20 protein-coding genes are annotated in these 22867 nt (G+C 48.3%); 18 read left to right on the forward strand and 2 right to left on the reverse strand.

Features of this window, described 5'->3' with window-relative positions; genetic code table 11:
* The 17 genes from HP568_RS25875 to HP568_RS25955 form a co-directional block, all read left to right on the forward strand.
* Positions 1 to 1117, forward strand: a 1117-nt coding sequence (locus HP568_RS25875) for an alpha/beta hydrolase (RefSeq protein ID WP_173630615.1), incomplete at its 5' end; no start/stop codon positions are given.
* A gap of 144 nt (positions 1118 to 1261) precedes the next feature.
* Positions 1262 to 2284, forward strand: a complete 1023-nt coding sequence (nikB, locus tag HP568_RS25880; protein ID WP_309142240.1) for a nickel ABC transporter permease — start codon at positions 1262 to 1264, stop codon at positions 2282 to 2284.
* Between the two features lies 1 nt (position 2285).
* Entirely contained in the window at positions 2286 to 3140 is an 855-nt protein-coding gene (locus HP568_RS25885) for an ABC transporter permease (RefSeq protein ID WP_048034866.1), read from the forward strand.
* 37 nt (positions 3141 to 3177) lie between these two features.
* Positions 3178 to 4167, forward strand: a complete 990-nt coding sequence (locus tag HP568_RS25890; protein WP_173630616.1) for an ABC transporter ATP-binding protein — start codon at positions 3178 to 3180, stop codon at positions 4165 to 4167.
* Complete coding sequence (locus tag HP568_RS25895; RefSeq protein WP_173630617.1) at positions 4164 to 5126, forward strand: ABC transporter ATP-binding protein; 963 nt, start codon at positions 4164 to 4166, stop codon at positions 5124 to 5126. Before HP568_RS25890 ends, HP568_RS25895 begins: the two co-directional genes overlap by 4 nt.
* Before the next feature lie 21 nt (positions 5127 to 5147).
* The gene (locus HP568_RS25900; RefSeq protein ID WP_173630618.1) at positions 5148 to 6254 is read left to right on the forward strand and encodes an aminopeptidase; all 1107 of its coding nucleotides are present in this window, start codon (positions 5148 to 5150) and stop codon (positions 6252 to 6254) included.
* A 17-nt stretch (positions 6255 to 6271) separates the two neighbouring features.
* Positions 6272 to 7276 carry a dipeptidase gene (locus HP568_RS25905; protein ID WP_173630619.1) on the forward strand — a complete coding sequence of 335 codons (1005 nt, stop codon included), beginning with the start codon at positions 6272 to 6274 and terminating at the stop codon, positions 7274 to 7276.
* A gap of 20 nt (positions 7277 to 7296) precedes the next feature.
* On the forward strand, positions 7297 to 8610 hold the full coding sequence (locus tag HP568_RS25910; protein WP_173630620.1) for a helix-turn-helix domain-containing protein: 1314 nt from the start codon (positions 7297 to 7299) through the stop codon (positions 8608 to 8610).
* A 160-nt stretch (positions 8611 to 8770) separates the two neighbouring features.
* Complete coding sequence (locus HP568_RS25915; protein WP_173630621.1) at positions 8771 to 10405, forward strand: ABC transporter substrate-binding protein; 1635 nt, start codon at positions 8771 to 8773, stop codon at positions 10403 to 10405.
* 36 nt (positions 10406 to 10441) lie between these two features.
* A complete protein-coding gene (locus HP568_RS25920; protein ID WP_048034859.1) occupies positions 10442 to 11908 on the forward strand; it encodes a serine hydrolase domain-containing protein in 1467 nt (488 codons plus the stop codon).
* A complete protein-coding gene (locus HP568_RS25925) occupies positions 11905 to 13035 on the forward strand; it encodes a mandelate racemase/muconate lactonizing enzyme family protein (protein WP_173630622.1) in 1131 nt (376 codons plus the stop codon). The genes HP568_RS25920 and HP568_RS25925 overlap by 4 nt, the downstream gene beginning before the upstream one ends.
* A gap of 13 nt (positions 13036 to 13048) precedes the next feature.
* Positions 13049 to 13513 (forward strand): GNAT family N-acetyltransferase, encoded by a 465-nt coding sequence (locus HP568_RS25930; RefSeq protein WP_048034857.1) that lies wholly within the window; start codon positions 13049 to 13051, stop codon positions 13511 to 13513.
* Between the two features lie 230 nt (positions 13514 to 13743).
* Positions 13744 to 14103, forward strand: coding sequence for a GIY-YIG nuclease family protein (locus HP568_RS25935; RefSeq protein ID WP_048034856.1), 360 nt, complete (start codon positions 13744 to 13746; stop codon positions 14101 to 14103).
* Positions 14104 to 14126: 23 nt separating this feature from the next.
* Positions 14127 to 14606 (forward strand): DUF6530 family protein, encoded by a 480-nt coding sequence (locus HP568_RS25940; RefSeq protein ID WP_048034855.1) that lies wholly within the window; start codon positions 14127 to 14129, stop codon positions 14604 to 14606.
* Between the two features lies 1 nt (position 14607).
* Positions 14608 to 15816: an MFS transporter gene (locus HP568_RS25945; RefSeq protein WP_173630623.1), complete on the forward strand. Its 1209-nt coding sequence runs from the start codon at positions 14608 to 14610 to the stop codon at positions 15814 to 15816.
* Between the two features lie 16 nt (positions 15817 to 15832).
* The gene (locus HP568_RS25950; protein ID WP_173630624.1) at positions 15833 to 16954 is read left to right on the forward strand and encodes an AAA family ATPase; all 1122 of its coding nucleotides are present in this window, start codon (positions 15833 to 15835) and stop codon (positions 16952 to 16954) included.
* A gap of 74 nt (positions 16955 to 17028) precedes the next feature.
* Entirely contained in the window at positions 17029 to 18048 is a 1020-nt protein-coding gene (locus HP568_RS25955; protein ID WP_173630625.1) for a vWA domain-containing protein, read from the forward strand.
* Between the two features lie 56 nt (positions 18049 to 18104).
* On the opposite strand, the gene HP568_RS25960 is transcribed toward HP568_RS25955, so the two are convergent.
* A complete protein-coding gene (locus tag HP568_RS25960; RefSeq protein ID WP_048034851.1) occupies positions 18105 to 19736 on the reverse strand; it encodes a peptide ABC transporter substrate-binding protein in 1632 nt (543 codons plus the stop codon).
* Between the two features lie 236 nt (positions 19737 to 19972).
* Positions 19973 to 20542, reverse strand: a complete 570-nt coding sequence (locus tag HP568_RS25965; RefSeq protein WP_048034850.1) for a DoxX family protein — start codon at positions 20540 to 20542, stop codon at positions 19973 to 19975.
* Positions 20543 to 20790: 248 nt separating this feature from the next.
* Here HP568_RS25965 and HP568_RS25970 point away from each other — a divergent pair, with 248 nt between their 5' ends.
* Complete coding sequence (locus HP568_RS25970) at positions 20791 to 22857, forward strand: methyl-accepting chemotaxis protein (protein WP_173630626.1); 2067 nt, start codon at positions 20791 to 20793, stop codon at positions 22855 to 22857.
* Positions 22858 to 22867: the final 10 nt, after the last annotated feature.

Here is a 22867-nt window from a genome sequence, read left to right on the forward strand (position 1 = left end):
GCGGAGTGCCACGCCAGCTTTTTCAGAGCTGATTTCGTTGATGGCTAAAGAATTACGGATGAAGCCACCAACCATTCCTTTCCCGGTATCGGTCTTGAAAAAAATCTTGCATAACGGCGGCAGCGGCTTGCTCGGGGTACCTGCCAATTCGATGGATTTTCTCGTAAAGAAAGACTTCCCGCTCACTCCCTTTCAGCAAATGAAAGCGAAAAAAGGCATCGATGCATACGACGTAGCGGCGTATCTTCCCAGTGTGATTGCCGATCTGGACTACCGTTTGTCGGTCAAGGATCAGAAAATACCTCCTAGCTTTCACCGAGAGCAAATCGCAGGCATGGCCGCGTACAAGAAAGAAGGCTCGGGTACTCCGTGGCTGCTCGTGCACGGGCTTTTCAGTGAGATGAGCGATTTACTCCCGCTCGCTGAACAGCTGGGTGAACAGGAAGTATGGTTATTGGATTTGCCCGGGTTTGGCAGATCGCCCTATCACCATCACGAAAAACCGGTTGAGGGCTTTATCGAGGCAGTGGCCGAGGCATTGCGACAGCTGCCGTCTCCGGTTCATCTTGCAGGACATTCATTTGGCGGGTTTTTGGCATGGGAGGCAGCAAAGCGAGTACCAGAAAAAATCGAGAAGCTATACCTTTTGCAGCCGCCCCTGCATGCACCGAAGTATTCTCTGCTGCTGGCAGGATTGGGGAAAAGTCCAGCCCTCCTTCAGCTTTTTTTGCAAAAGCAGTTAACGCCAGCCAAATTGGAAAAAGCAATGCTTGAGCAAGGGGTATTTCAGTCTACGGAGGAAATGCCAAAAGGCTATGTAGAAAAGGCAGGGAAGCTCCTGCAATCCCCGCGCATCAGCAAGACGCATACAGAAGTGCTGCGCTACTTTATGAACGAATTCCGGCAAATGGCGGCAGCAACACAGCCTTTCCCTTTTCCAGCCCAGATCGTATGGGGAACTCAGGATAAAACGTATCAGCTGACAAAAGGAGCAGAGGATGCATTCAGGAAAGCGAATGTAGAGATTGAAAGGCTCTCCGTTGCTCATCATTTTCCCCTCAGTCATCCACAGCTAACGGCAAACGTATTGCTACAGATGAGGCACGGCAAGGAATGACGACGGAACGATACTTCAGAAGGGGCATGGTAAAAGGGACCATGCTCTTTTTGAATGGGGCGAGAAAAAACGAGTTGAACTTTCTGTAAATTTGGAATAGACTATCTTTAATTAATAACGACACTATAACGACAAGTGTCGTTAGTGAAGAAAGAGGGAGGAGAGCAAAGTGCAGGAACGCAACAAGAAGAAGCTAGTTTATACGGTTTCACTCATCTGGGTGAAGACCTCATGAAGCAGTATATTGTGAAGCGCCTATTGTCGGGCATCCTTGTCCTGTTTGGACTCTCCGTTTTTACGTTTTTGCTCATTCATCTCATCCCCGGCGATCCTGTGCGGATCATGCTGGGGCAGCGGGCGACTGTAGAACAAATCGAGTCGCTTCGCGGAGAGCTGGGCTTGAACAAACCTTTGGTTGTCCAGTATCTCGACTATGCTTCTGGTGTTTTGAAAGGGGATCTCGGCACTTCCCTGAAAACGGGTCGACCTGTCAGCACAGAAATTGCCGATCGTTTTCCCGCGACAGCAAAAATGGCAGTCGCCAGCCTCGTGGTGGCAGTTGTGATTGGTATCGGGCTGGGTGTCCTAGCGGCGAAATACAAGGATACACCCATCGACGGAGCGATCATGACCTTTTCCACCTTTGGGATGTCCATACCCGGCTTTTGGTTGGGCTTACTCGTCATCCTTGTGTTCTCCGTCCATCTGGGCTGGTTTCCGATTGCGGGAGGGACGGGACTAAAAGACATGGTTCTTCCAGCGTTTACCTTGGGGATATTGACGGCGACCGCACTCAGCCGACTCACTCGTGCGGGCATGGTGGAGGTTTTGTCCAATGACTATATCCGAACAGCACGCGCGAAAGGGATGAATGAACGAATTGTGCTGCTGCGGCACGCTTTTCGCAATGTGATGATTCCGATTGTGGCTGTCATTGGCCTGGAACTGGCTGGCTTGCTGGGCGGGGCTGTGATTGTCGAGCAGGTTTTTGGCTGGCCAGGAGTGGGGACTTTGGCGATTCAAGCGATTAGCTCGCGGGATTTTCCGATGATTCAAGGAACGACACTGTTTATAGGGGCTGTGTATGTCCTCGTTGTCATTTTGATTGATGTCCTGTACGCGGTTCTCGATCCGCGCATTGACTACGCCGCGAAGGAGGGGGCGTAACGTGTTTTGGAGCAAGCAATGGTCTATGCCTCGTTTCGAATTATGGGAGAAGATCATGCAGCAAAAGAAAGCGAAATACAGCTTCCTGATGATGCTCTGCATTGTTTTACTGGGAATTATCGGGCCGTGGATCGCTCCGCATGATCCAACGAAAACGTACTACGAAGCATTTATGCAAGGACCGTCGAAAGACTTCTGGCTAGGGACAGATGCGATTGGCCGCGATATTTTATCCCGGATGCTGTACGGAACAAGAGTGACAATGACCGTAGCTGTGCTGGCGTCTGTCATGACGTTTGTAGCAGGAACGCTGATTGGTGTGACTTGTGCTTACCTCGGAGGAATTGTTGATAATTTGATTATGAGAATCATGGACATCATGCTGGCGTTGCCCGGCATTGTGCTTGCTCTAGCTATTGTAGCTGTGCTCGGACCGAGTCAGGAAAATGCGATGATCGCGATCGGAATATCATCGATTCCGGCCTTTTCGATTCTGATTCGTGGTGCAGCACTCTCGATTAAGCAATCCGGCTATGTGGAAGCAAGCCGCTCCATCGGCAGCTCGAATTGGTGGATCATTACGCGCCAGTTCATTCCGAACATCTCCAACGTGCTGATCGTCTATACGACTATGTTCATAGGGAGTGCCATTTTGGGAACCTCGGCACTGGGTTTTATCGGTTTGGGTGCCCAGCCTCCTACACCTGAGTGGGGAACGATGCTGAATGAAGGGAAAAATTACTTGCGAGAAGCTTGGTGGCTTGCTACTTTTCCCGGTCTTGCGATTACGGCGGTCGTCTTTACGGTGTATCTGCTCGGGGATGCATTGCGCGATATCTTTGATCCCAAATCATAGTTTTCGAGCTTCCGTTCCCAAAAAAGGAGTGAGTAACGTGACAAACGTGTTGGAAGTGACGGGATTGACTACCACGTTTTTGAAAAATGAAAGGGCTTTCAGGGTGGTGGACAATCTTTGCTTGCAGGTCAAAAAAGGTGAATCGGTCGGGATCGTTGGAGAATCAGGGTGTGGAAAAAGCGTTGCCTCTCTATCCATGATGCGCTTGCTCGGTAAAAACGGAAGCATTGCAGGCCGTATTCAACTGAACGGAGCCGATCTCTTGCGCTATAGCGAAAAAGAGATGCAGAAGATCAGAGGAAAAGAGATCGCCATGATCTTTCAGGAGCCAATGACTTCGCTGAATCCCGTACTGACCATCGGCAAGCAATTAAGCGAAGGACTGGAAAAGCACGAGGGCATGAACCGAGTCCAATCGAGACAAAGAGTGCTCGAGCTGTTGACGCAGGTAGGCATTTCACGTGCCAATGAAATCTATCACGAGTACCCGCATCGTCTGTCAGGGGGGATGCGACAGCGCGTGATGATCGCGATGGCGATTGCTTGTCATCCAAAGCTGTTGATAGCGGACGAACCGACGACTGCACTAGACGTAACGATTCAGGCGCAAATATTGGATGTCATGAAAAAAATCCAAAGAGAGCTGGGCATGTCGCTCATCATGATCACGCATGATTTGGGCGTCGTCGCCGAGACATGTGACCGGGTACTGGTGATGTATGCCGGGCAGGTCATTGAAGCGGCTGATGTTCGCACACTGCTGCGCAGCCCCAAGCATCCGTACACCATGGGCTTGATCAAATCGACGCCACATAATGCCAAAGGCCAGAAGAGATTGCACAGTATCGCGGGAAGTGTGCCGACTCCCGATAATTATCCGCAGGGATGTCGTTTTGCTCCGCGATGTGAGAAGGCGATGCCTGTCTGTTTGGAACTAAATCCCCCGTTGCTGGATGTGGATCAACAGTCGGAGTGCCGTTGTTGGCTGTATCGAGAGAATAGGGAAAGCACGGCGGTGAATGGATGAAGACGCCTCTTTTGCAAGTGAAGAACCTGAATAAGAAGTTCCTTGTCCGCAAAGGGTGGTTCCAGCAGCCGAGTTACGTGCATGCCGTCCATGGAGTGAACGTGACTGTCAACGCAGGTGAAACGTTGGGAATCGTGGGAGAGTCAGGCTGTGGCAAGTCAACACTGGGCAGATGCATTTTGCGTTTGATCGAGCCGACAGACGGCGAGATCGTGTTCGAGGGTCAAAATATCCGCAGCTTACAGAAGGCAGACATGCAGAAGCTGCGGCGTGATATGCAAATGGTGTTTCAAAATCCATTTGATACCCTCAATCCAAAGCTGACGATCCAGCACATTTTGTCAGAGCCATTGATTGCCCATGGTATCCCAAAGCGCGAGCGTACAGCCATGATCGAAGAAACGATGGAAATCGTCGGTTTGAACAAAAATCATTTGTCGCGATACGCCCATGAGTTTTCCGGAGGACAAAGGCAAAGAATCGGGATCGCTCGCGCCTTGATGCTCAGGCCAAAGCTCATCATAGCTGACGAGCCTGTGTCCGCTCTGGATGTATCGATCCAATCGCAAATTCTCAATTTGCTTCAGGATTTGCAGGAGCAGTTTTCGCTCACGTATCTTTTTATCTCGCATGACTTGAGTGTCGTCGAGCATATCGCCGATCGAGTAGCGGTGATGTACTTGGGAGAAGTGATTGAGCTGGCGAAAAAAGAAGAGCTGTTTCAACGTCCGATGCATCCCTACACACAGTCGCTTCTCTCCGCCATTCCTATCACCGATCCTGACGAGAAAAAAGAACGGATCATGTTAACTGGGGATCTGCCGTCTCCGTCTAATCCGCCGCAGGGCTGCAAGTTTCACCCGCGTTGTTGGGCGTGCATGGACGTGTGCAAGACAGAAGCCCCTCCATTTACAGAAACAGATGGCAGACTGGTTGCCTGTCATCTTTATGAAAAATAAAGGAGCAGGAGTGATAGATAGATGTTGGACCCACGTCTTACGAAGCTGGCGAATGTTTTGGTGAATTACTCTACGAATGTTCAGCCGGGAGATAACGTGCTGATTGATGCGATGGAGGTGGACACCGCTCTGATAAAGGAGCTAATCAAAGCGGTTTCGCGAGCAGGTGGACATTCTTTTGTGAACCTGCGTGAATCCTCGATTAGCCGTCAGTTATTGCTGGCGGGAACAGAGGAGCAATTCCGTTTAGGGGCAGAGCTGGACAAAGAACGAATGGAAAAAATGCAAGCGTGCATCATCATCGAGGGTGGGCTGAACATCAACGAAATGTCTGATGTCCCTGATGAGCAGATGAAGCTGGCTACGTCCTTTTTCAAAGAGGTAAGTATTGTGCGTCTCAAAAAGAAATGGGTCTATCTCCGTTATCCGACGCCTTCCATGGCGCAGTTGGCGAATAAGAGTACAGAAGCGTTCGAACAGTTTTACTTTGATGTCTGCACAATGGATTACGCCAAAATGGCAAAAGCCATGCAGCCGCTCAAGGAGCTGATGGAGCGAACTGACCGCGTAAAAATCACGGGACCTGGCACAGAGCTGACCTTCTCCATCAAAGGCATTCCAGCGATTCCGTGTCCGGGGCACTATAACATACCAGACGGTGAAGTGTTTACGGCCCCTGTTCGCGATTCGGTGAACGGTGTCCTATCGTTTAACACGCCCTCGCCTTACCAAGGCTTTACCTTTGAAAAGGTGCGCTTGGAGTTTGTGGACGGGAAGATTGTTAACGCCACAGCCAATGACACAGAGCGTTTGAACAACATTTTGGATACGGATGAAGGTGCCCGGTACATTGGGGAATTTGCTTTGGGGGTTCACCCGGTCATTCGGGAGCCTATGCAGGATATTTTATTCGATGAAAAAATCGACGGGAGCTTCCACTTTACCCCGGGACGATGCTATGACGAGGCATCCAATGGCAACAAGTCAAACATCCATTGGGACATGGTCATGATTCAACGCCCGGAGTACGGTGGCGGTGAGATTTGGTTCGATGACCACTTGATTCGCAGAGACGGACGCTTTCTTTTACCGGAGCTTGCACCACTTAACCCGGAAAACCTGAAATAACAGGGGGAGCATGAGGCATGACACATGGAATCGACGGGCATTTTGACCTTTTGCTGGATGTTGCCATTCAGCGGGAGCATGGAAGACGAAAAGTGATTGAAACGGATTATTTACCTGATTTCGTCGCGGGTGGGGTGCATACAGTTGTCGCAGCGATTTATATCGACAACAAATTCCTGCCGGAGATGGGCTTGAGAAAAGCACTGCAACAAATCAGCGCGTTGCACGCGGAGGCAGATGAATCGCCTGAGAAAATCATGGTTTGCAAAAGTGTGAGTGACATCGAGACCGCGAAGCGAATGGGGAAAATTGGTTTTGTGCTCTCTCTGGAAGGTGCGGAACCGTTATATAATGATCTGAGTATGCTCCGTGTTTTTTACGAGCTGGGCGTGCGCCTTATGGGTCTTGTGTGGAGCAGACGGAACTTCGTTGGAGATGGCAGTCATTTTAGTCCGGTACGGGAAGGGCGTAAGGGAGGGCTCACGGAGTTCGGCATCCGCGTCGTCGAAGAGGCAGAAGCACTGGGCATCATCATTGATGTCAGCCATCTGAATGACGAAGGCTTCTGGGATCTGATCGAGGTAGCGCGTAAGCCCATCATCGCTTCTCATTCCAACTGTCGGACATTAGCCAGCTCCATGCGCAATCTGACGGATGAACAAATCAGGGCGATCGCATTCACCAACGGCGTAATCGGCATCAATGGCGTCAATCTGTTCGTAGCGGACACAGACGACCAGGCTGATATCGAGCACTTGATCAACCACGTCGATCACATCGTGAAGCTGGTTGGAGTTGAACACGTCGGACTGGGTCTGGACATCATCGAGCCATTCATGAAATATGATTCTCCCAATGTGTTTATCCAAGCAGGACGCAAAGATTTTGATGTCGTAAAAGGACATACCAAGGTTCCAGAGCTTGTGCGTGCCCTTGCCAAAAGAGGGTACAAGGATGAAGCGATTGAGCGTATTTTGGGCAAAAACTTCATCCGCGTGTTCAAGGACGTGTGGAAATCATAGAGAGATGAGGGAGTGGAACATTGACCATTACGATAGCAGTAATCTCTTCGGAAGAATTTTTGCCAAGGATCTTGAAGCATACCCAATCCATCGATTACATTCAACTGACTTCGTATACATACCAAAACCCCAAAGAGAGCGCTGCGTTGCTTGATCAAATCCATGACTGCGACGTGCTGCTTTTTGCTGGCCCACTTCCTTATTTTTTTGCCAAGGAAAAGGTAGAGCAAAAGAAGCTGCCTGCTGTGTACATCCCGATCGATGAATATACCATTTCCCTCTCTTTGTTTCATACCTTACTAAACGTACCGGGAGGACTGGACCGCATCTCGATAGATTTGCCAAAAGCGGCGTATATTGAGAAGGTGGCTGAAGAATTGGGCATTACTTCTACGCCTTGGTATGTAAAAGACTACAGTGAGATTATTGAAGAAGGCGGGACGAGATTTGACGTAGAGGCGATTATCCAGTTCCACAAGGAGCGCTGGGAACAGAAAAAGAGCCATTTTGCTCTGACTGGCGTTGACTACGTATACAGTCGATTGCGTGAGATGAACATCCCTTCCGCATCGCTCGTCAGTCCCGATAAGAATATTCGCGATGCTGTCAATCAAGCCGTTGCTTATGGTCAATTGAAAATTAGCAAAAATTCGCAGATCGCTGTGGGAATTGTAGCGATCCAGCAAAATGATGGTCCGCCAGTAGAGACACAATGGCAGGATGCGACGATTATTTTGCTGCAAGAGCTGCTGGAGCTCGTCAAAGAGACTGATGCTTCCATTCAAAAATGGGGACTGGATCAATTCATCATCTATGGCACGAGAGGCAGCATCGAGCAAATGATTGAATCTGGGAAGATCATGCAAGTATTGGGTAATGTCGATCTGCTTGCCAAAGTGACGATTGTCATCGGGTTTGGTTTTGGCCTAACCGCGAAAGAGGCCGAAGCCAACGCACGCATTGCGATTTATCATGCCCAGAAAGCAAAGGAAAGCAGTGCCTATCTGGTAACGGATGAAAAAGAAGTGATTGGTCCGTTAAATACCGAATCGAAGACGTTCCGATTAAAAAGTGAGAACAAGGAAGTGCTGGAAATCGCGGAGAAGACTGGCGCAAGTGTCGCTACCATCACGAAAATCATGCAGTTTGTCAAGCTTCGCCGCGATAACCGCTTCACCGCTTCCGATTTAGCCGAGTACCTCCAAATCAGTCGCCGCAGCTCAGAAAGAACCTTGAAAAAGCTGATCGAGCATCAGGTCGTAGAGGTCGTCGGAGAAGAACAGCCGTATCAGCAAGGACGCCCGCGGGCTGTGTATCGCCTTAATCATCCATGATTCTCCTCATGTAACATCAACCTGTCCCGGCTTTTCCGTTTGTGAAGGAAGTCCGGGACCCCCACATCCCTCATCCTAGAAGCAATCCGACCTAATTAGCGACTATATAACGACGAGAATGGACGTCGAATGGAAATGACTCGAAAAAGGAGGTCCCGACATGCTACCAGAACGGTTAAAGGGCCAAATACGCAGCGTTTTACTTATGTGTGTACTCGTCTTTTCCATTGTTGGTTGCAGTTCTGCTCCAGCTCCAGACGAGAAGCAAGCAAATCAACCAGCAAAAAACTCCCAGCCCAAAAAGGGAGGGACGATCACCATGGGCTACCAGATGGAGCCAGATACGCTGGACCCGCAAAAGACGTCGTTGCCAGCGGGAAATTTTGTCGGGGGCCTATTGGGGGGAGCTCTGCTGATCCTCGATCCCTTTACGTTTGAGTTGAAGCCGCATCTGGCTGAATCGTACACGATCTCGGAAGACGGCAAGACCATGACGTTCAAGATACGCCCTGGCGTGAAGTTCCATGATGGAACACCGCTCACTGCGGAAGTTTTTAAGCAAAGCTATGAACGTGCACTCGATCCGAAAACAGCCTCACCGGTTACGGGACCGGACGTATCTTCGATCAAATCCATTTCAGCTCCTGATGATTCCACATTGATCTTTCATTTGGATAAGCCCTCCGCTTCATTACTTTCTAACTTATCATATGGCGGCTACCAGCAACCCATTTCCATAGAGGCACGAAACAAATACGGAAATGAGCTGGGGCGCAATCCTGTCGGGGTAGGTCCGTGGAAATTCGAGAGCTGGAAAACAGGCGAATCGATCACACTGGTACGAAACGACGAGTATAAGTGGGCATCTCCTTTTGCTGAGAATCAAGGACCAGTGAGACCAGACAAGTTCGTTCTTAAATTTATTCAAGACAACCAGACCATGATGGCTGCTCTCGACAGTGGGACGATTGATATTGCCACTGTACCCCCGAAAGACGCGAAGAAATACAAGGATCACAAAGATTTTACGGTGTTGGAAGGAATGCAGCCTGCAGAGTACTTCATTGGGATGAATCTGGAAAATGAAATCTTGCAGGATGTCCGCGTGAGAAAAGCACTGAACCTGGCGATCAACAAAGATGCATTGATCATGGCAGATCTGCAAGGAGAGGGGGTGCCTGTCTACGGACCGATCCCGCCAACGATGATCGGATACGATGCGGCAGTAGAGCAGTACGGCTACAGGTACAATGCTGATCAAGCCAGACAACTGCTGGAAGAGGCAGGATGGAAGCCAAACGCGCAAGGGATAAGGGAAAAGGATGGGAAAACGTTCAGCCTGACGATGCTCATCGAAGATACAAATCCCGGACATCAGTTGGTGCAAAGCATGTTCAAAGAGATTGGTGTGGAATTGCATATCCAAAAGTATGAATCAGCGACAGCTCTTGAACAGGCACTGAAGGGCGAGTTCGATTTGTTTTCAATGAGTCATGGCAGCGTCGATCCAGATATTTTGCACTTGTTATTGCATTCGAGTCAGATCGGGGGCTTGAATTTCTTTCGTCTCAGTGATCAACAGCTCGATAGCCTGCTAGATAAAGGACGAACGACAACAGATCAAGCGCTACGGCAGCAGGTTTTTGCAGACATTCAAAAAAGAGTCGTGGAACAGGCCTATTGGATTCCGCTCTATTCCGCAAAGACATTCATGGTCGTCAGTAACCGGATTCAAGGCGTCAAGCCAAATCCATTAGCATCCTTGATTATTCAGGACATGTGGGTGAACGAGTAGGGCGTGGTATGACAACATTCGAAAGAGGTGGAAGAAATGAGACAGCAAGGCTGGTCAGTAGAGTGGGAACAACTGGTTGAAAGAGAAATGAAGGAAGGCAGAGTTCCGGGCTTCGTCATGGGTGTGAATCTGAATGGGCAGAGCCTGTTTCGCAAAAGCTTTGGCTACCGGGATCGGGAAAAGGAACTCGAAATCACTCCCGATACCGTGATGGGTTTGGCCTCCGTTACGAAGTCCTTTACATGCATGGCGATCATGCAGCTACAAGAAGCGAAAAAGCTCTCTGTTCATGATCCGGTGATCAAGTACCTCCCTGAGTTTCGTACTCCGGATCGTCAAAAGACGGAGCAGATGACGATTCATCATTTTATGACGCACACGACGGGCATACCGCCGCTGCCCATTGATAACTTGGCGATTCGCAACTCCATGCTCGAAGACATGGCTGACGAGGATAACCCGATACACCGTTACTTGAAAAAGGAGTACCAGAAACCAATCTACACGTTCGAAGAGCTGATGGAAGCTCTTGCCCTGGCGGAATATGAGCTGGTGGGCTCTCCAGGACAATTGTTCAGCTATTCGAATGATTGCTATTCTCTCCTGGGAGCGGTCATTGCCAGAGTGAGTGGGAAATCGTATGACGTTTATGTCAAAGAGCATATTTTGGAACCAGCAGACATGAAGAGCAGCACCTTCCTTCTGAGCGATCTGCCACACCTACCGGATGTAACGACCATCTATCATTTTAAAGAGAGCAATGGCGTATCTGAGATTTACCCTGATCCAAATTGGGAGGATGGGTTACTCGTAGCGGCATCGGGGCATTTGAATTCAACAGTGAATGACATGTTGAACTACGCTGAAATTTTCCGTACGGGCGGATGTGTGGGCAAGGAACGGATTTTATCCGAGGAGAGCGTCAAACAAATGATCTATCCGCATGTCCAGAACAGCTACAGCAGGTATTACGGGTATGGCTTATCCATTCAACCCGACTACTATGGGGGTACCTTGATCAAGCACGGTGGAGCGATCAAAGGTGTCGCTGCCCATTTAGCGATTGTTCCCGAACGGGGTATTACATCTATGGCCTTGGCCAATTTGATCGGAAGCCCCGTCGAAAAAGCCACTCTGACAGCACTTCATGCCGTAGAAGGGCGTCCATTGAATACGCCACAGTACCAATTCGAGACATACAGTGTCCCTCTTGGCCAATTAGAAGAGTATGTCGGTCGATACGTTAGTGGGGAAGGAGTGGATATCATCGTATATATGGTAGAGGATGTCCTGATGATGATAGATAAAACGTCGGATGCGTTTGGTGGAAAACAACTAAACTATCTATTGCGACCAATTGGGGAGCATCAATTTATCACCGATAGAGAGGGAAGCGAGCTGACAGTTGGCTTTGTAAAAGGCGAAGATGGCTCTGTGAATGCCATGTCCCTTTATTATCGAATCATTCCACGAGTAGTAGCTACGGAGGGTAGTCGAGTATGAAAATAACGTCTGTAAAGGTTCATGCCATAAGGTTGCCGCTAAAACGCCCATTTATTATCGCGTACGCCTCTTATGAGGATATGCCGTCCATTATTGTAAAAGTGGAGACCGACAATGGCTTGGTTGGACTAGGGGAAGCGGTACCGGACCAAAATGTGACCGGAGAGACGTGGGAGTCTACCTATACGATGCTCGTTCATAACCTGGCGTCTGTCATGATCGGTGAGAATCCGTTTGATATCGAGAGAATCCATGAGAAGATGAACCAGGCTGTTTGGGGAGCACCAGCAGCAAAAGCCGCCATTGATATCGCCTGCTATGATCTGATGGGCAAGGCGGCTGGTCAACCTGTTTATCATTTCTTGGGAGGAAAATATCACACGACTCTTTCCTTCCCCTATGTGTTAAGCATTTTGGAGCCAGGGGTCATGGCTGCGGAAGCTAGGCAAGCAGTGGCAGCCGGGTATGACACGATCAAAATAAAAGTGGGAGCGGATCTTCAGACAGATATCCAGCGAATCCGGGCAGTTCGAGAAGCAGTTGGCCCTGACGTAGGGCTGCGGGTGGACGCCAACCAAGGGTGGGAGAACCGTGCGAACTCCTTGCTTGTTTTGAAACAGCTCGAGGATTGTCACATTGATTGGATGGAGCAGCCTGTCTTGGCAGATGATCTTGATGCGCTGGCGGAAATCCGCAGGCAAACAACGATTCCCATTATGGTAGACGAGGGACTGCATGGCACGAAGGAAATGCGGGAAGTCATCGCGAAGAAAGCGGCAGATAAAGTAAACATCAAACTGATGAAAAGTGGAGGGATTTATCCTGCTCTCAAATTGGTGAATCAGGCGGAAATGGCTGGGATGGAGTGCCAGATCGGTTCGATGCTGGAGTCCTCGATTGGCAGTGCAGCTGGTGCACATTTGTCTCTGGCGAAGAAAAACATCATTTCCAACGAGCTGGCAGGACCTACGATCATTTCGCGGGATGTGGCTCAGCTTGCGATTCACGGAAGTCAGATTGTCGTGTCAGATCAGCCAGGCTTAGGTGTAGAGCTAGATGAAGCGGTGCTTGCCGACATAACGGTTAAGTCAGAACAAGTCATCGGAGCGAGGCGGCAACCCGTATAGGGAGATGACTGGAATGCAAAATACGCGCGTAGAAATCGTCGAGGCATTGACAGAAAGCCAGCTTCAGATGATCAAGGCTATGGAGCAGGAGGCTTTTGGCGTACATGGAGCGATTGATGAATGGGTGCTCGTGCCACTCGCGAGACATGGCTGCGTTGCACTTTTCATGGAAGCGGAGGAGGAGTGTCCTGTCGGGGTATGCCAGCTCTTGAGGGATTTCCGTCAGCCGGACAAGTGCTACATGTATGGGTATTACATCCGAGCAGATCGTAAAGGGATGGGGTATGGGTTCTCTTTCTTGAACCATTTGCTGGAGCAGCTACGTGAGGATGGGTTTCGTCAGATTTGCCTAACCGTAAGCCCTGATAATACTGGAGCAGTCGGACTTTATCAAAAAGCAGGCTTTGCGGTTATCGAGACACGGATTGCGGAATATGGAAGTGGAAACGATCGCTACTATATGGTGAAAACGTTATAGAAGGGAATTCGCTAACAAGCATAAGTATAGACATTTCTATCTATTGTTTGTTGGAGATTCATTGGCCTTGTACTCGTTGTAACCCAACCCAAATTAGGCACCGGACATGTTCCGGTGTTTTTTTTGTGTGCTTGACAAATAAAAGACGATAGATCATTATGTTTATTAAATAATAAACAAAAACTGATTTTGTCTATTTAGTTCGGTTGCTGAAAAGTGGGGGAGAAACGATGAATCGAGAAGAACTGAAACAACTGTATAAAGAATCGGAAACGCAGGCAGGGGTGTATCAGATCAAAAACACCGAAAATCAAAAAATCTGGATCAGTGGCACCCGCAACCTCAAGACGATGAACGGAAAGCTGTTCACTCTCAAAATGGGTTCGCATATAAACAAGCAGCTTCAACGGGAATGGAATGAGTACGGAGAAGAGGCATTCGTCTTTGAAGTGTTGGAGGTTTTGAAAAAGAAGGAAGACGGATTCTTTGATGAAAAAGATGCGCTGAAAAAATTGGAACAAAAATGGCTCGACCAGCTCCAGCCGTACGGAGAGCGCGGATACCACCAGGAAAAAAAGAAAGAACAATAATCAAACGAAAAGAGGGAAAGAAAATGAAAATATCGACGAACTTGAACCATAAGCCTGTTGTCGTGTCGGATAACTATGAGCGCGTTGATGGCCGATTAGCTAGGAACACAGATGCAAAAGCACTTTCTCTGGGAGTGGCAGAGGGCAGCTCCAGAAGAAAGGTTGATCTATCTGCCAAGGTATGGAGATACACAGGAGAAGAATGGTCAAAACAATCGGAGGAAATGCCGCTCCATCGCGTTCTTGACATGTCCATACTGATTTGTCGGTCTTTGGCCCATTTTCGCGACGCATACAGATATGAGCATTATTATGACCCGCAAGAGCCCGTCATCGACCGGGTTGCTCTGCAAGGGGATGCAATGAACGTGGCGATATGTACGGATAACGAGACTCTTCATGAAGATATCAAGCTGTTCAGCCAAGCGCTGAGCTATGACGATGAGATGATCAGCGAACGTCTGCGCACATTATCAAAACTATTAAAGGATATGGGGTATTGAAATGTTTTCCAATGTTTATGTTCGAACGATTGTCCTCTCCCGCGTGCTGCTGCATTTGGGGATTTGGACCCGGAATTATGCCGTTCTTCTTTTCGTTAGCGAATTGACGAATAACAATTCGGTTTATGTATCACTGATTTCGGTTGCGGAATTCGCACCTATTTTTCTATTCGGCCTGATTGGCGGAACCTTTGCCGACCGATGGCGGCCGAAGCGGACGATGGTTTGGAGCGATCTGCTGTCTGCCCTGTCCGTCGGGGCTGTGCTGCTTGCGCTCATGAATGGTGGATGGATGGCACTTCTCATCGGAACATTTATTTCCGCCAGCCTGTCTCAATTTTCCCAACCCTCGGCCATGAAACTGTACAAGCGTCATGTACCAACTGAACAACTGCAAGGCGCGATGGCAATGTCCCAAACACTTGTCGCTGTCTTTACGGTATTAGGTCCGGTCATCGGCACGTTTATTTTCATCCAGTTTGGAATTACAGTCTCTCTGATTTTGACTGCCGTTCTGTTCCTGGGGTCTTCTCTTATCTTAGCGACGCTTCCCCGTGACGCGGAGGAACCGAAGTCTGACGATGCCGGCGGCTTCATCAAGGAACTGAAGGCCGGACTGCGCTATATCGGGTCCAATCACTCCTTACGAACACTCTGTTTGACTTTCTCCGCTGTCGGATTGGCGTCAGGTCTGACGCAGCCGCTTCAAATCTTCCTTGTCATCGAGAATTTGGGACAGGACAAACAATTTTTGCAGTGGCTGGTTATGGCCAATGGGGCAGCCATGCTGGCAGGAGGAGCTATCATAATCGGGATAGCGAAAAAGGTGAGGCCACAGATGTTGCTCATGATAGGCTTACTTGTCTCGGCCGTTTGTACGATGGGAATAGGCGCGTCTACTATGATTTGGCTAACCATCGCTCTATTAGTGATCAGCGGTTTCTTTTTTCCTTGTATTCAAAGCGGAATCCAGACGCTGCTTGTACGGAACACAGAAGGGGCATTTATTGGTCGGGTATCTGGTACGATCATGCCTGTTTTTATGGGAATGATGGTGATTGGCATGTTTATATCCGGCTATCTGAAGGAGACGTTCTCGCTGGTTGCGGTATATGTGGTGAGCGGTGTTTTGATTATAATCGGTGCGTTTTTGCTGCTTCCTCTTCTTGTTGAGAAAAAGAGCAAAGATCAGAGTGGCCCAGCGCTATGAGGGGAGTAGAAATGTGATGACGGAAAATGAAAAATATGATTTGTCACCCGAAAGACAGTTGACGGATGCAGAAAAAAAGCTTGTTTGGAAAAAGCCATCCACTCATAAGGTCAGTGAAGAAGAACAGCGCATTAGTAAAGAAATCAAACGCAACTGGCATCGCGGGGAAATGAAAATCGCCAATATACTGTTAGAAGGTGACGCCGGCTCTGGGAAAACACAACTAGCCAAAGCATTATCGGCTAATTTCGGGCTGCCGTATACGAAAGTGACTTGTTTTGCCGATATGGATAAATCGGATATTATTGGCGCTATTTTGCCGGTCATTTCTTCTGAACGTCTAGAGGAAATGGAGCCTGCCGAGCAAGCGGTATGGAAAGCTTTATATGAAAGCGATGGGCTTCAAAGCATAGCTGAAATTGTAATGGACGCACTGGGAATTACACAGGAACAGGCAGCTTTAAAGATGAAGCAATTACTGAAGCTTGCAGCAACGGAAAACACCGATGGCGAAGCGATTGAGTACCGTTTTTACCCTTCGGAAATCGTCAGAGCTTATCAAAAGGGTTATCTTCTGGAAATCCAGGAACCAAACGTAATTCGCGATGCTGCGGTGTTAATGGCATTAAACTCTGCCCTGGAGCTGGATGGCAGCATCAATCTTCCCACCGAGATCATACGCAGGCACCCAGACTTCATCGCGGTTATCACAACAAACCGCAGTTATGCGGGAACCAGACCGTTAAACGAAGCGCTACGCGACAGGGTTCAGCATACGGAAAAGATGGACCTGCCGACCAAAGAAATCATGATCGAACGTGTCATGGCCAAAACCGGTTTTCAAGATGGAAAGGTGCTGGGTATTTTAGCGGACATGATTATGGTTTTAGACAGAACAGCGCGGGCCAATGCGATCAAGGGCGTGGCTGGAATGCGTTCCTTTTTCTACTGGGCAGATGCGATTGCCGGAGGAGCTTCCGCAAAAGAATCCCTTTATCATAAGGTCATCTACAAGATAACAACCGACTCGGAAGAAATAAAGCTTTTGGAAGAAGCACTAAAAAATCATGGTTTGTTTGCCAGCTTGGAAGAAGCCGAGATTGAGTTAAAAAAAAACGAAAATCTGACGACGCCGTAGAGATCAGGGCATGGGGAGATATAGACGACACTGATTTTGGCAAAGACAACCATGGAGAGGAAAAGGGAATCGCATTGAAGAAGTCTGCCGATAGTGACGAGAGCTCTTCCCGTGTCTCTGATGATGCTACCCATATGGAACGCTCAGGCTTGGGAGAAGATGGCTCTCCCAAATATCATCAGGCAAATCCTGAATCCATGTCAGAGGAAGCGAAACAAAAGGAACGCGATTTCCGTAAAAAGCTGAATCGAGAGGCAAGAGAGGTCATTTCTGATTCGATTCATAAAAAAGTAAAGCTCCTTGTTCACCGTCCAGACTACGATGAGGAAAACCAACAGGAATATGTTCGTCTTTGTCAGGGACTCATGCCGATCGTGCAAGAGATTTCCAGAAAGACACTTCCGTACCTGGAACATGAGATCTCTTCCGACTTTGCGAGGAATCGTTACTATGGCAGCAAATTTCAAGCAGACAGCGTTGCTTACAGGGATTACAAGTATTTTGCCAAGAAACGTCCTCCAACGGAATCCCCTTCTCTTGTGGTTGGTCTTAGGGTCGATGAATCCGCATCGATGTCAGCTTACGGGAGATTAGAAGCTGCAAAACGAGCAGTGATCGCCGTATATGAATATTGTCAGCTTTGTCATATCCCCATTTTAATCTACGGTGATACGGCGGATGTTTCCAGATTGGAGCAAATGTCGATCTTTGCCTATGCCGACTACGATAAAGCGGATGCCAATGATCGCTTCAGGTTAATGAGGATTCATGCGAGAAGTAATAATCGCGATGGCATGGCGCTTAGAATTATGGCGGAACGATTAGCCGCTTCCCCCCAAAAGACAAAACTGTTGATTAGCATAAGTGACGGACAACCGAAAGCAATGGATGACTATACCGGAAGTTATGCGGTTACAGATATGAAACAGACCATACAGGAATATGAACGAAAAGGAGTTACCTTTCTAGCGGCAGCAATTGGTCAAGACAAGGATGTGATAAGTGAAATCTATGGGAATGAAAGATTTTTGGATATTACCAATTTACATGAGTTCCCTGCAAAGTTAGTTCAAATTATCGCTAGGTATCTGTGATTGAAGAAGCGGGCATCTCTCTATCTGTTTCGCATAGAGACGATGCCCGCGCTTTATTATTTTTCAATATACGCGTATTTAAAGTAGGAACCGCCGAGAGGGAGGATCACAAAGTCCTTCACCTTGTCGTTTTTCACATAAGCATTACCGCGGAAGTGCAGCGGTGCCAGCGGCATTTCTTCCATGAGAATTCTTTCAGCGTAAAACAACAGTTGCTTGCGCTTTTGCTCGTCGGTCTCATAGTAGCTCTTATTGAGCAAATCGCGGTATTCCTTGTGCTCGAAGCGAACGACGTTGTTGCCACCCAAGTCCTTGTACATTTCGAGGAAATTGATTGGGTCGTTGAAATCGGCTCCCCATAGCCAGATGCCGAAGTCGTATTTACCATTTTGGACATCCTCGTTGAACACTTTCCATTCTGAGGTGCGAATGTCAATGTCGACCCCCAATGTTTTCTTCCATTCGTCCTGGAGTGCTTGAGCCAGCTTCTTGTCCGTTTCTCCGGTGTCGTAGTAGTACGTGACTTTAGGGAATTGAGTCAGCCCGAGCTCTTTCATGCCCTCCGCCAAAAGCTGCTTCGCCTTCTCCACATCCTCTTTAAAGTAGCCGTCCGGATTCAATCCCATGGAAACGGGAACCCAGCCATAAGCGGGCGGAACACCAGTCTGTAGGATGTTATCCACCAATTGCTGTCGGTTGATCGAATACGAAAACGCCTGGCGAATTTTTTTGTTCGTGAACGGGGGCTTCTCTGTATTGAAGATGACGGCTTTGGTGCCGGGGTTATCTGCGACGAGCAGCTTACCCTCTGCCTTGATCTGACCGACCGCATCCGGCGACAAGCCAAAGGAAGGGTAGCCTCCCCAATCCAGGTCGCCATTTTCAAACATGGACAGGGCGGTGTTGTTATCCTCGATGATGACAATATGGATCTGGTCTAGCTTGACGTTGGCGCTGTCCCAATAAGTAGGGCTTTTACTGAAGGAGAGCTTGGATTTATGCTCCCACGTATCCATGATAAACGGGCCATTGCCGACAATTGTTTTAGCTTCTGTTGCCCACTGGGGGTTGCTCTCGATGGTCTTTTTATGAAGCGGGTAGTAGGTAGTAAATGAGGTCAGTTCACGGAAAAACGGTGTTGGTGAGCGCAAGGTGAAATCGAGTGTGTAGTCGTCCTTTGCCTTTACCCCGACGTCTTCTGGCTTGCCTTTTCCAGAATAAAAATCCTCGCCCCCTTTGATATAGAAGAGCTGATACGCATAGCCGGAAGCGGTTTTGGGGTCGAGATTGCGCTTGATGGCGTACTCAAAATCGTGAGCAGTAACGGGATCGCCATTGCTCCATTTCGCGTCCTTTCGAATGGTAAAAGTAAAATGAGTGAAGTCAGGAGTGTGCGTGTAGCTCTCCGCGATGGCGTTGATCATCTGGCCTTGACGGTCGACGCTGGTCAGTCCTTCGAAGGTGAGATTGATCATGTCCATGGAGGTCGAATCTGTTGCGATGCCGGCATCCATCGTAGATGGCTCCCCGGTAATGCTCCATTGCAAGACCATTGGCTCTGAAGTAGTAGGCTTTGCAGTTGTTTCCGCTGGAGGGGATTGGATATTATCGGCGGGCTTCGAACTACAGCCGACTGAGAGACTAAACAACAAAACAGCAGTGGAAATGCCTAGTAGCCACTTGTTCATACAGTCCTCCTGTTTAATTATTTGAAAAATAAGAAAATTTACAGTTCCTCAAAAGAATAATGCACAGCAATCAGACAGTCATTCAACACAATGTATAAATATTCACTAGAAATCTCGGTTACCTTTCGGAATAAATTCATACAATTTGTCCGTTACTTCATTAACTATCTAGCTGAAGGGACGACAAAAGCCACCCGCAAAAGGTGGCTTTTGTCATTAGAGAGTTAAAGTAAGGATTACTTGTTCATCGGCAGAACACCATCGCGCGATTTTCTCGTCCAAGGTGTTCCGAGATAAGAAAGCGCCCAGCGATCAAGACCATACCAGCCCGCAACCTTCCAAGCCAGAACGAGCCAAGTGGCAAAAACAAAAAGGAGTGGGTTGGTGCTGACCGTTCCTGCGAACAGAAAGCTGACGTTCATCAAGCCGCCGAAAAACGCTGCGATCCCTGTCAGGCAGCCGAGGATCAAGCCGAGTCCGACGAGTACCTCACCCCAAGCAACGAGGAAGCCGAACACCTTGGCATTTGGCAATACCATATTTTCCAGGAACCAGGCGTACCACCCCGTTACGTCCTTTCCTTCGGCTGCTTTTGCCAGGGAGCCTTTTACGAACCCTTGAATTGCGCCGCCAGCCGCATCTCCAGTCCAGCTATCGGACTGGACTTTTTTCCATCCGGCAGTAATCCATGCATAGCCGACATACAATCTGATGAGTAACCAGATCGCAGCCGATTTTGTGCTGGTGAACAGGAAGTGTGAAACAGGATTTTCAGGAATAATAATTTCATTTTGACGATTTTGCATGTGGGTGTCCTCCTACATACGTTTTGCACATCTTTGTTCGAGCCGATTTTAACATAACAAATGGCGGTGCAGTGCGGTTTTGGGCATAAGTTCATACGGTGTTCATTGACACTATAAGCACGGTGTTAATGGTAAATCCTAGTGTGTATATTGCCAAAATACAGTAAATTCATGAAAGGATTGACAAGTTAAGATGTGGTAAATTATGTTAAGTTATGTTAAAAAATAAAACCTCTTGGAGCAGACTTATGAAACGAATGTGGATGTCTTTTCGTACTAAGCTTACCTTGATGATTTCTTTATTTACGATGCTGGTAGCCATTGTGTTGTCTATTATTGACTATGTTCAGTTCAAGGCGAATATTATTTCTGACCAAGCGATACAGTACCAGCTGGTAGAGGATCATGTCACGAATGCAGTGAAAAATGTGGATATGGCATACGGTGTTTTTGAGAAAGACATGGAAACCCGCATGCAGCAAACACTGCAAGTGTTAACGAACAACTATCGGCAAAATCCAGCGGTGGGGTCGTGGGACTATGCAGCCCTGCGTGAGCAGTATGGGATGGATATTTTCATCATTGACCGAAATATCAAGGTCGTTCATTCCAGCGTCAAAACCGATATTGGACTTGATTTCAGCAATGCCGGGGCATTTACGGAGCTGTTGAAAAAGCGGATCGATGGAACTGAGTTTTCTTCTGATGGCATGGAGGTTTCCGTCAATACAGGTCAAATTAAAAAGTTCGCTTATCTCCCTACGTTTGACCAGAAGTACCTGTTTGAAGTCAGTGTGAATTTGCAGGACAGCGCTCTTTTCCAGACCTTTAATTTCTTGGCAGTGTCGCAGGGGATCACGGAGAAATATGACATGGTAAAAGACATTCTGGTCTTTTCTCATGATGGTTATGCTTTGGGGAGAACAGGGAGCGACGGGAAAGCCTTGCGGGTGATCGAAAGTCACTTGCCGATTTTTACGGAAGCATACCAATCTCAAGAGATCAGAGAGTTTCATGAAAAAACAGAAGAGAAAGATCTCACTTATCGCCTCGTACCGTACAAGCTAGGCAAAGATCCCAATGATCTCAGCCGATCACGTGTTATCAAGATTGTGTATGACAATACAGAGCTGAACCAGAAGCTGGCGGACAATCTGGAGTCCGTTGTCTGGAAGCTGGTATGTTCCGTGGCAGGAGCGTTGCTTCTTTCCTTCCTGCTGAGTCGTTGGATTACCCGCCCGATTGATCAAATGAGGGAGATCATTACGCAGACGGCCCAATTTGATTTGCGGGAAAAAATGGCGGTAAACGAGCAGGGCACGCAGGATGAGATAGGATTGACAGCACAGTCGATCATTGTCATGCGTGAGCAATTAAGAGAGGTTGTGAGCAAGCTGGCAGCCGTGTCTCACTCGGTCTCTGAAAATGCGCAAAGCGCGAAGAAATCTACCAACAAAGTAAGCGAGCAGTCCAGCGGAACCGCGGAGGCTACGGGCATCTTGCTCGCCCATATGCAGGAGACGATGGCGGCCACAGAAGAGATGAATGCGACCTTGAATGATATGGAGACCATCATTCACTCGATTACGAAAAGAACAGAAGTAGCGGCTGCGACCGCACAGGATGTCAGCTCGCGAGCAACTGCTTTGCGGGAACATGCATTGGCTGCGGATAAAATGACGACAGAGCTCTATATGAATGTAAAGGCACAAACAGAAGTTGCGATCACCGACTCGAAGGAATCGATGGAAAAAATCAACCTGTTGGCCGAGGCGATACTCACAATCTCTGAGCAGACGAATCTGTTGGCATTGAATGCGGCGATTGAAGCTGCACGTGCGGGAGACAGCGGTAGAGGGTTTTCTGTCGTAGCGGATGAGATACGCAGACTGGCGACGCAATCGTCTGAGGTCGTGATTGATATTCAACGCATTATCCAGGTCGCGCGTGAATCCGTAGACAATCTGGCGACTCATTCGTCGAGTGTATTGGATTTCATCGATACACAGGTTAGTCCTGACTATGATAGCATGATGGAAACATCGGAGAAGTACAATTTGGATGCACACCGTTTCTATACGTTGCTGGCTGAATTCAATGCCTCTTTTGAAGAGTTGAATTCCACAATCAGCAGTGTGGTTTCTGTCGTAGAGCAAGTGACAAACTCCATGGAGAAAAGTGCCCACAGTGTAGAGGCGATTACAGAGCAATCTCGCATTATTGCGGATAACAACCAACAGGTCGCTGCTATTTCAGAGAGAAATGTCGGCTTGACGCAGATGATGGAAGAGATCGTGCACAGGTTCAAAATCTAAGAGTGGCCCC

This window comes from Brevibacillus sp. MS2.2 (assembly GCF_013284345.1).
Classification (GTDB): Bacteria; Bacillota; Bacilli; order Brevibacillales; family Brevibacillaceae; genus Brevibacillus; species Brevibacillus brevis_C.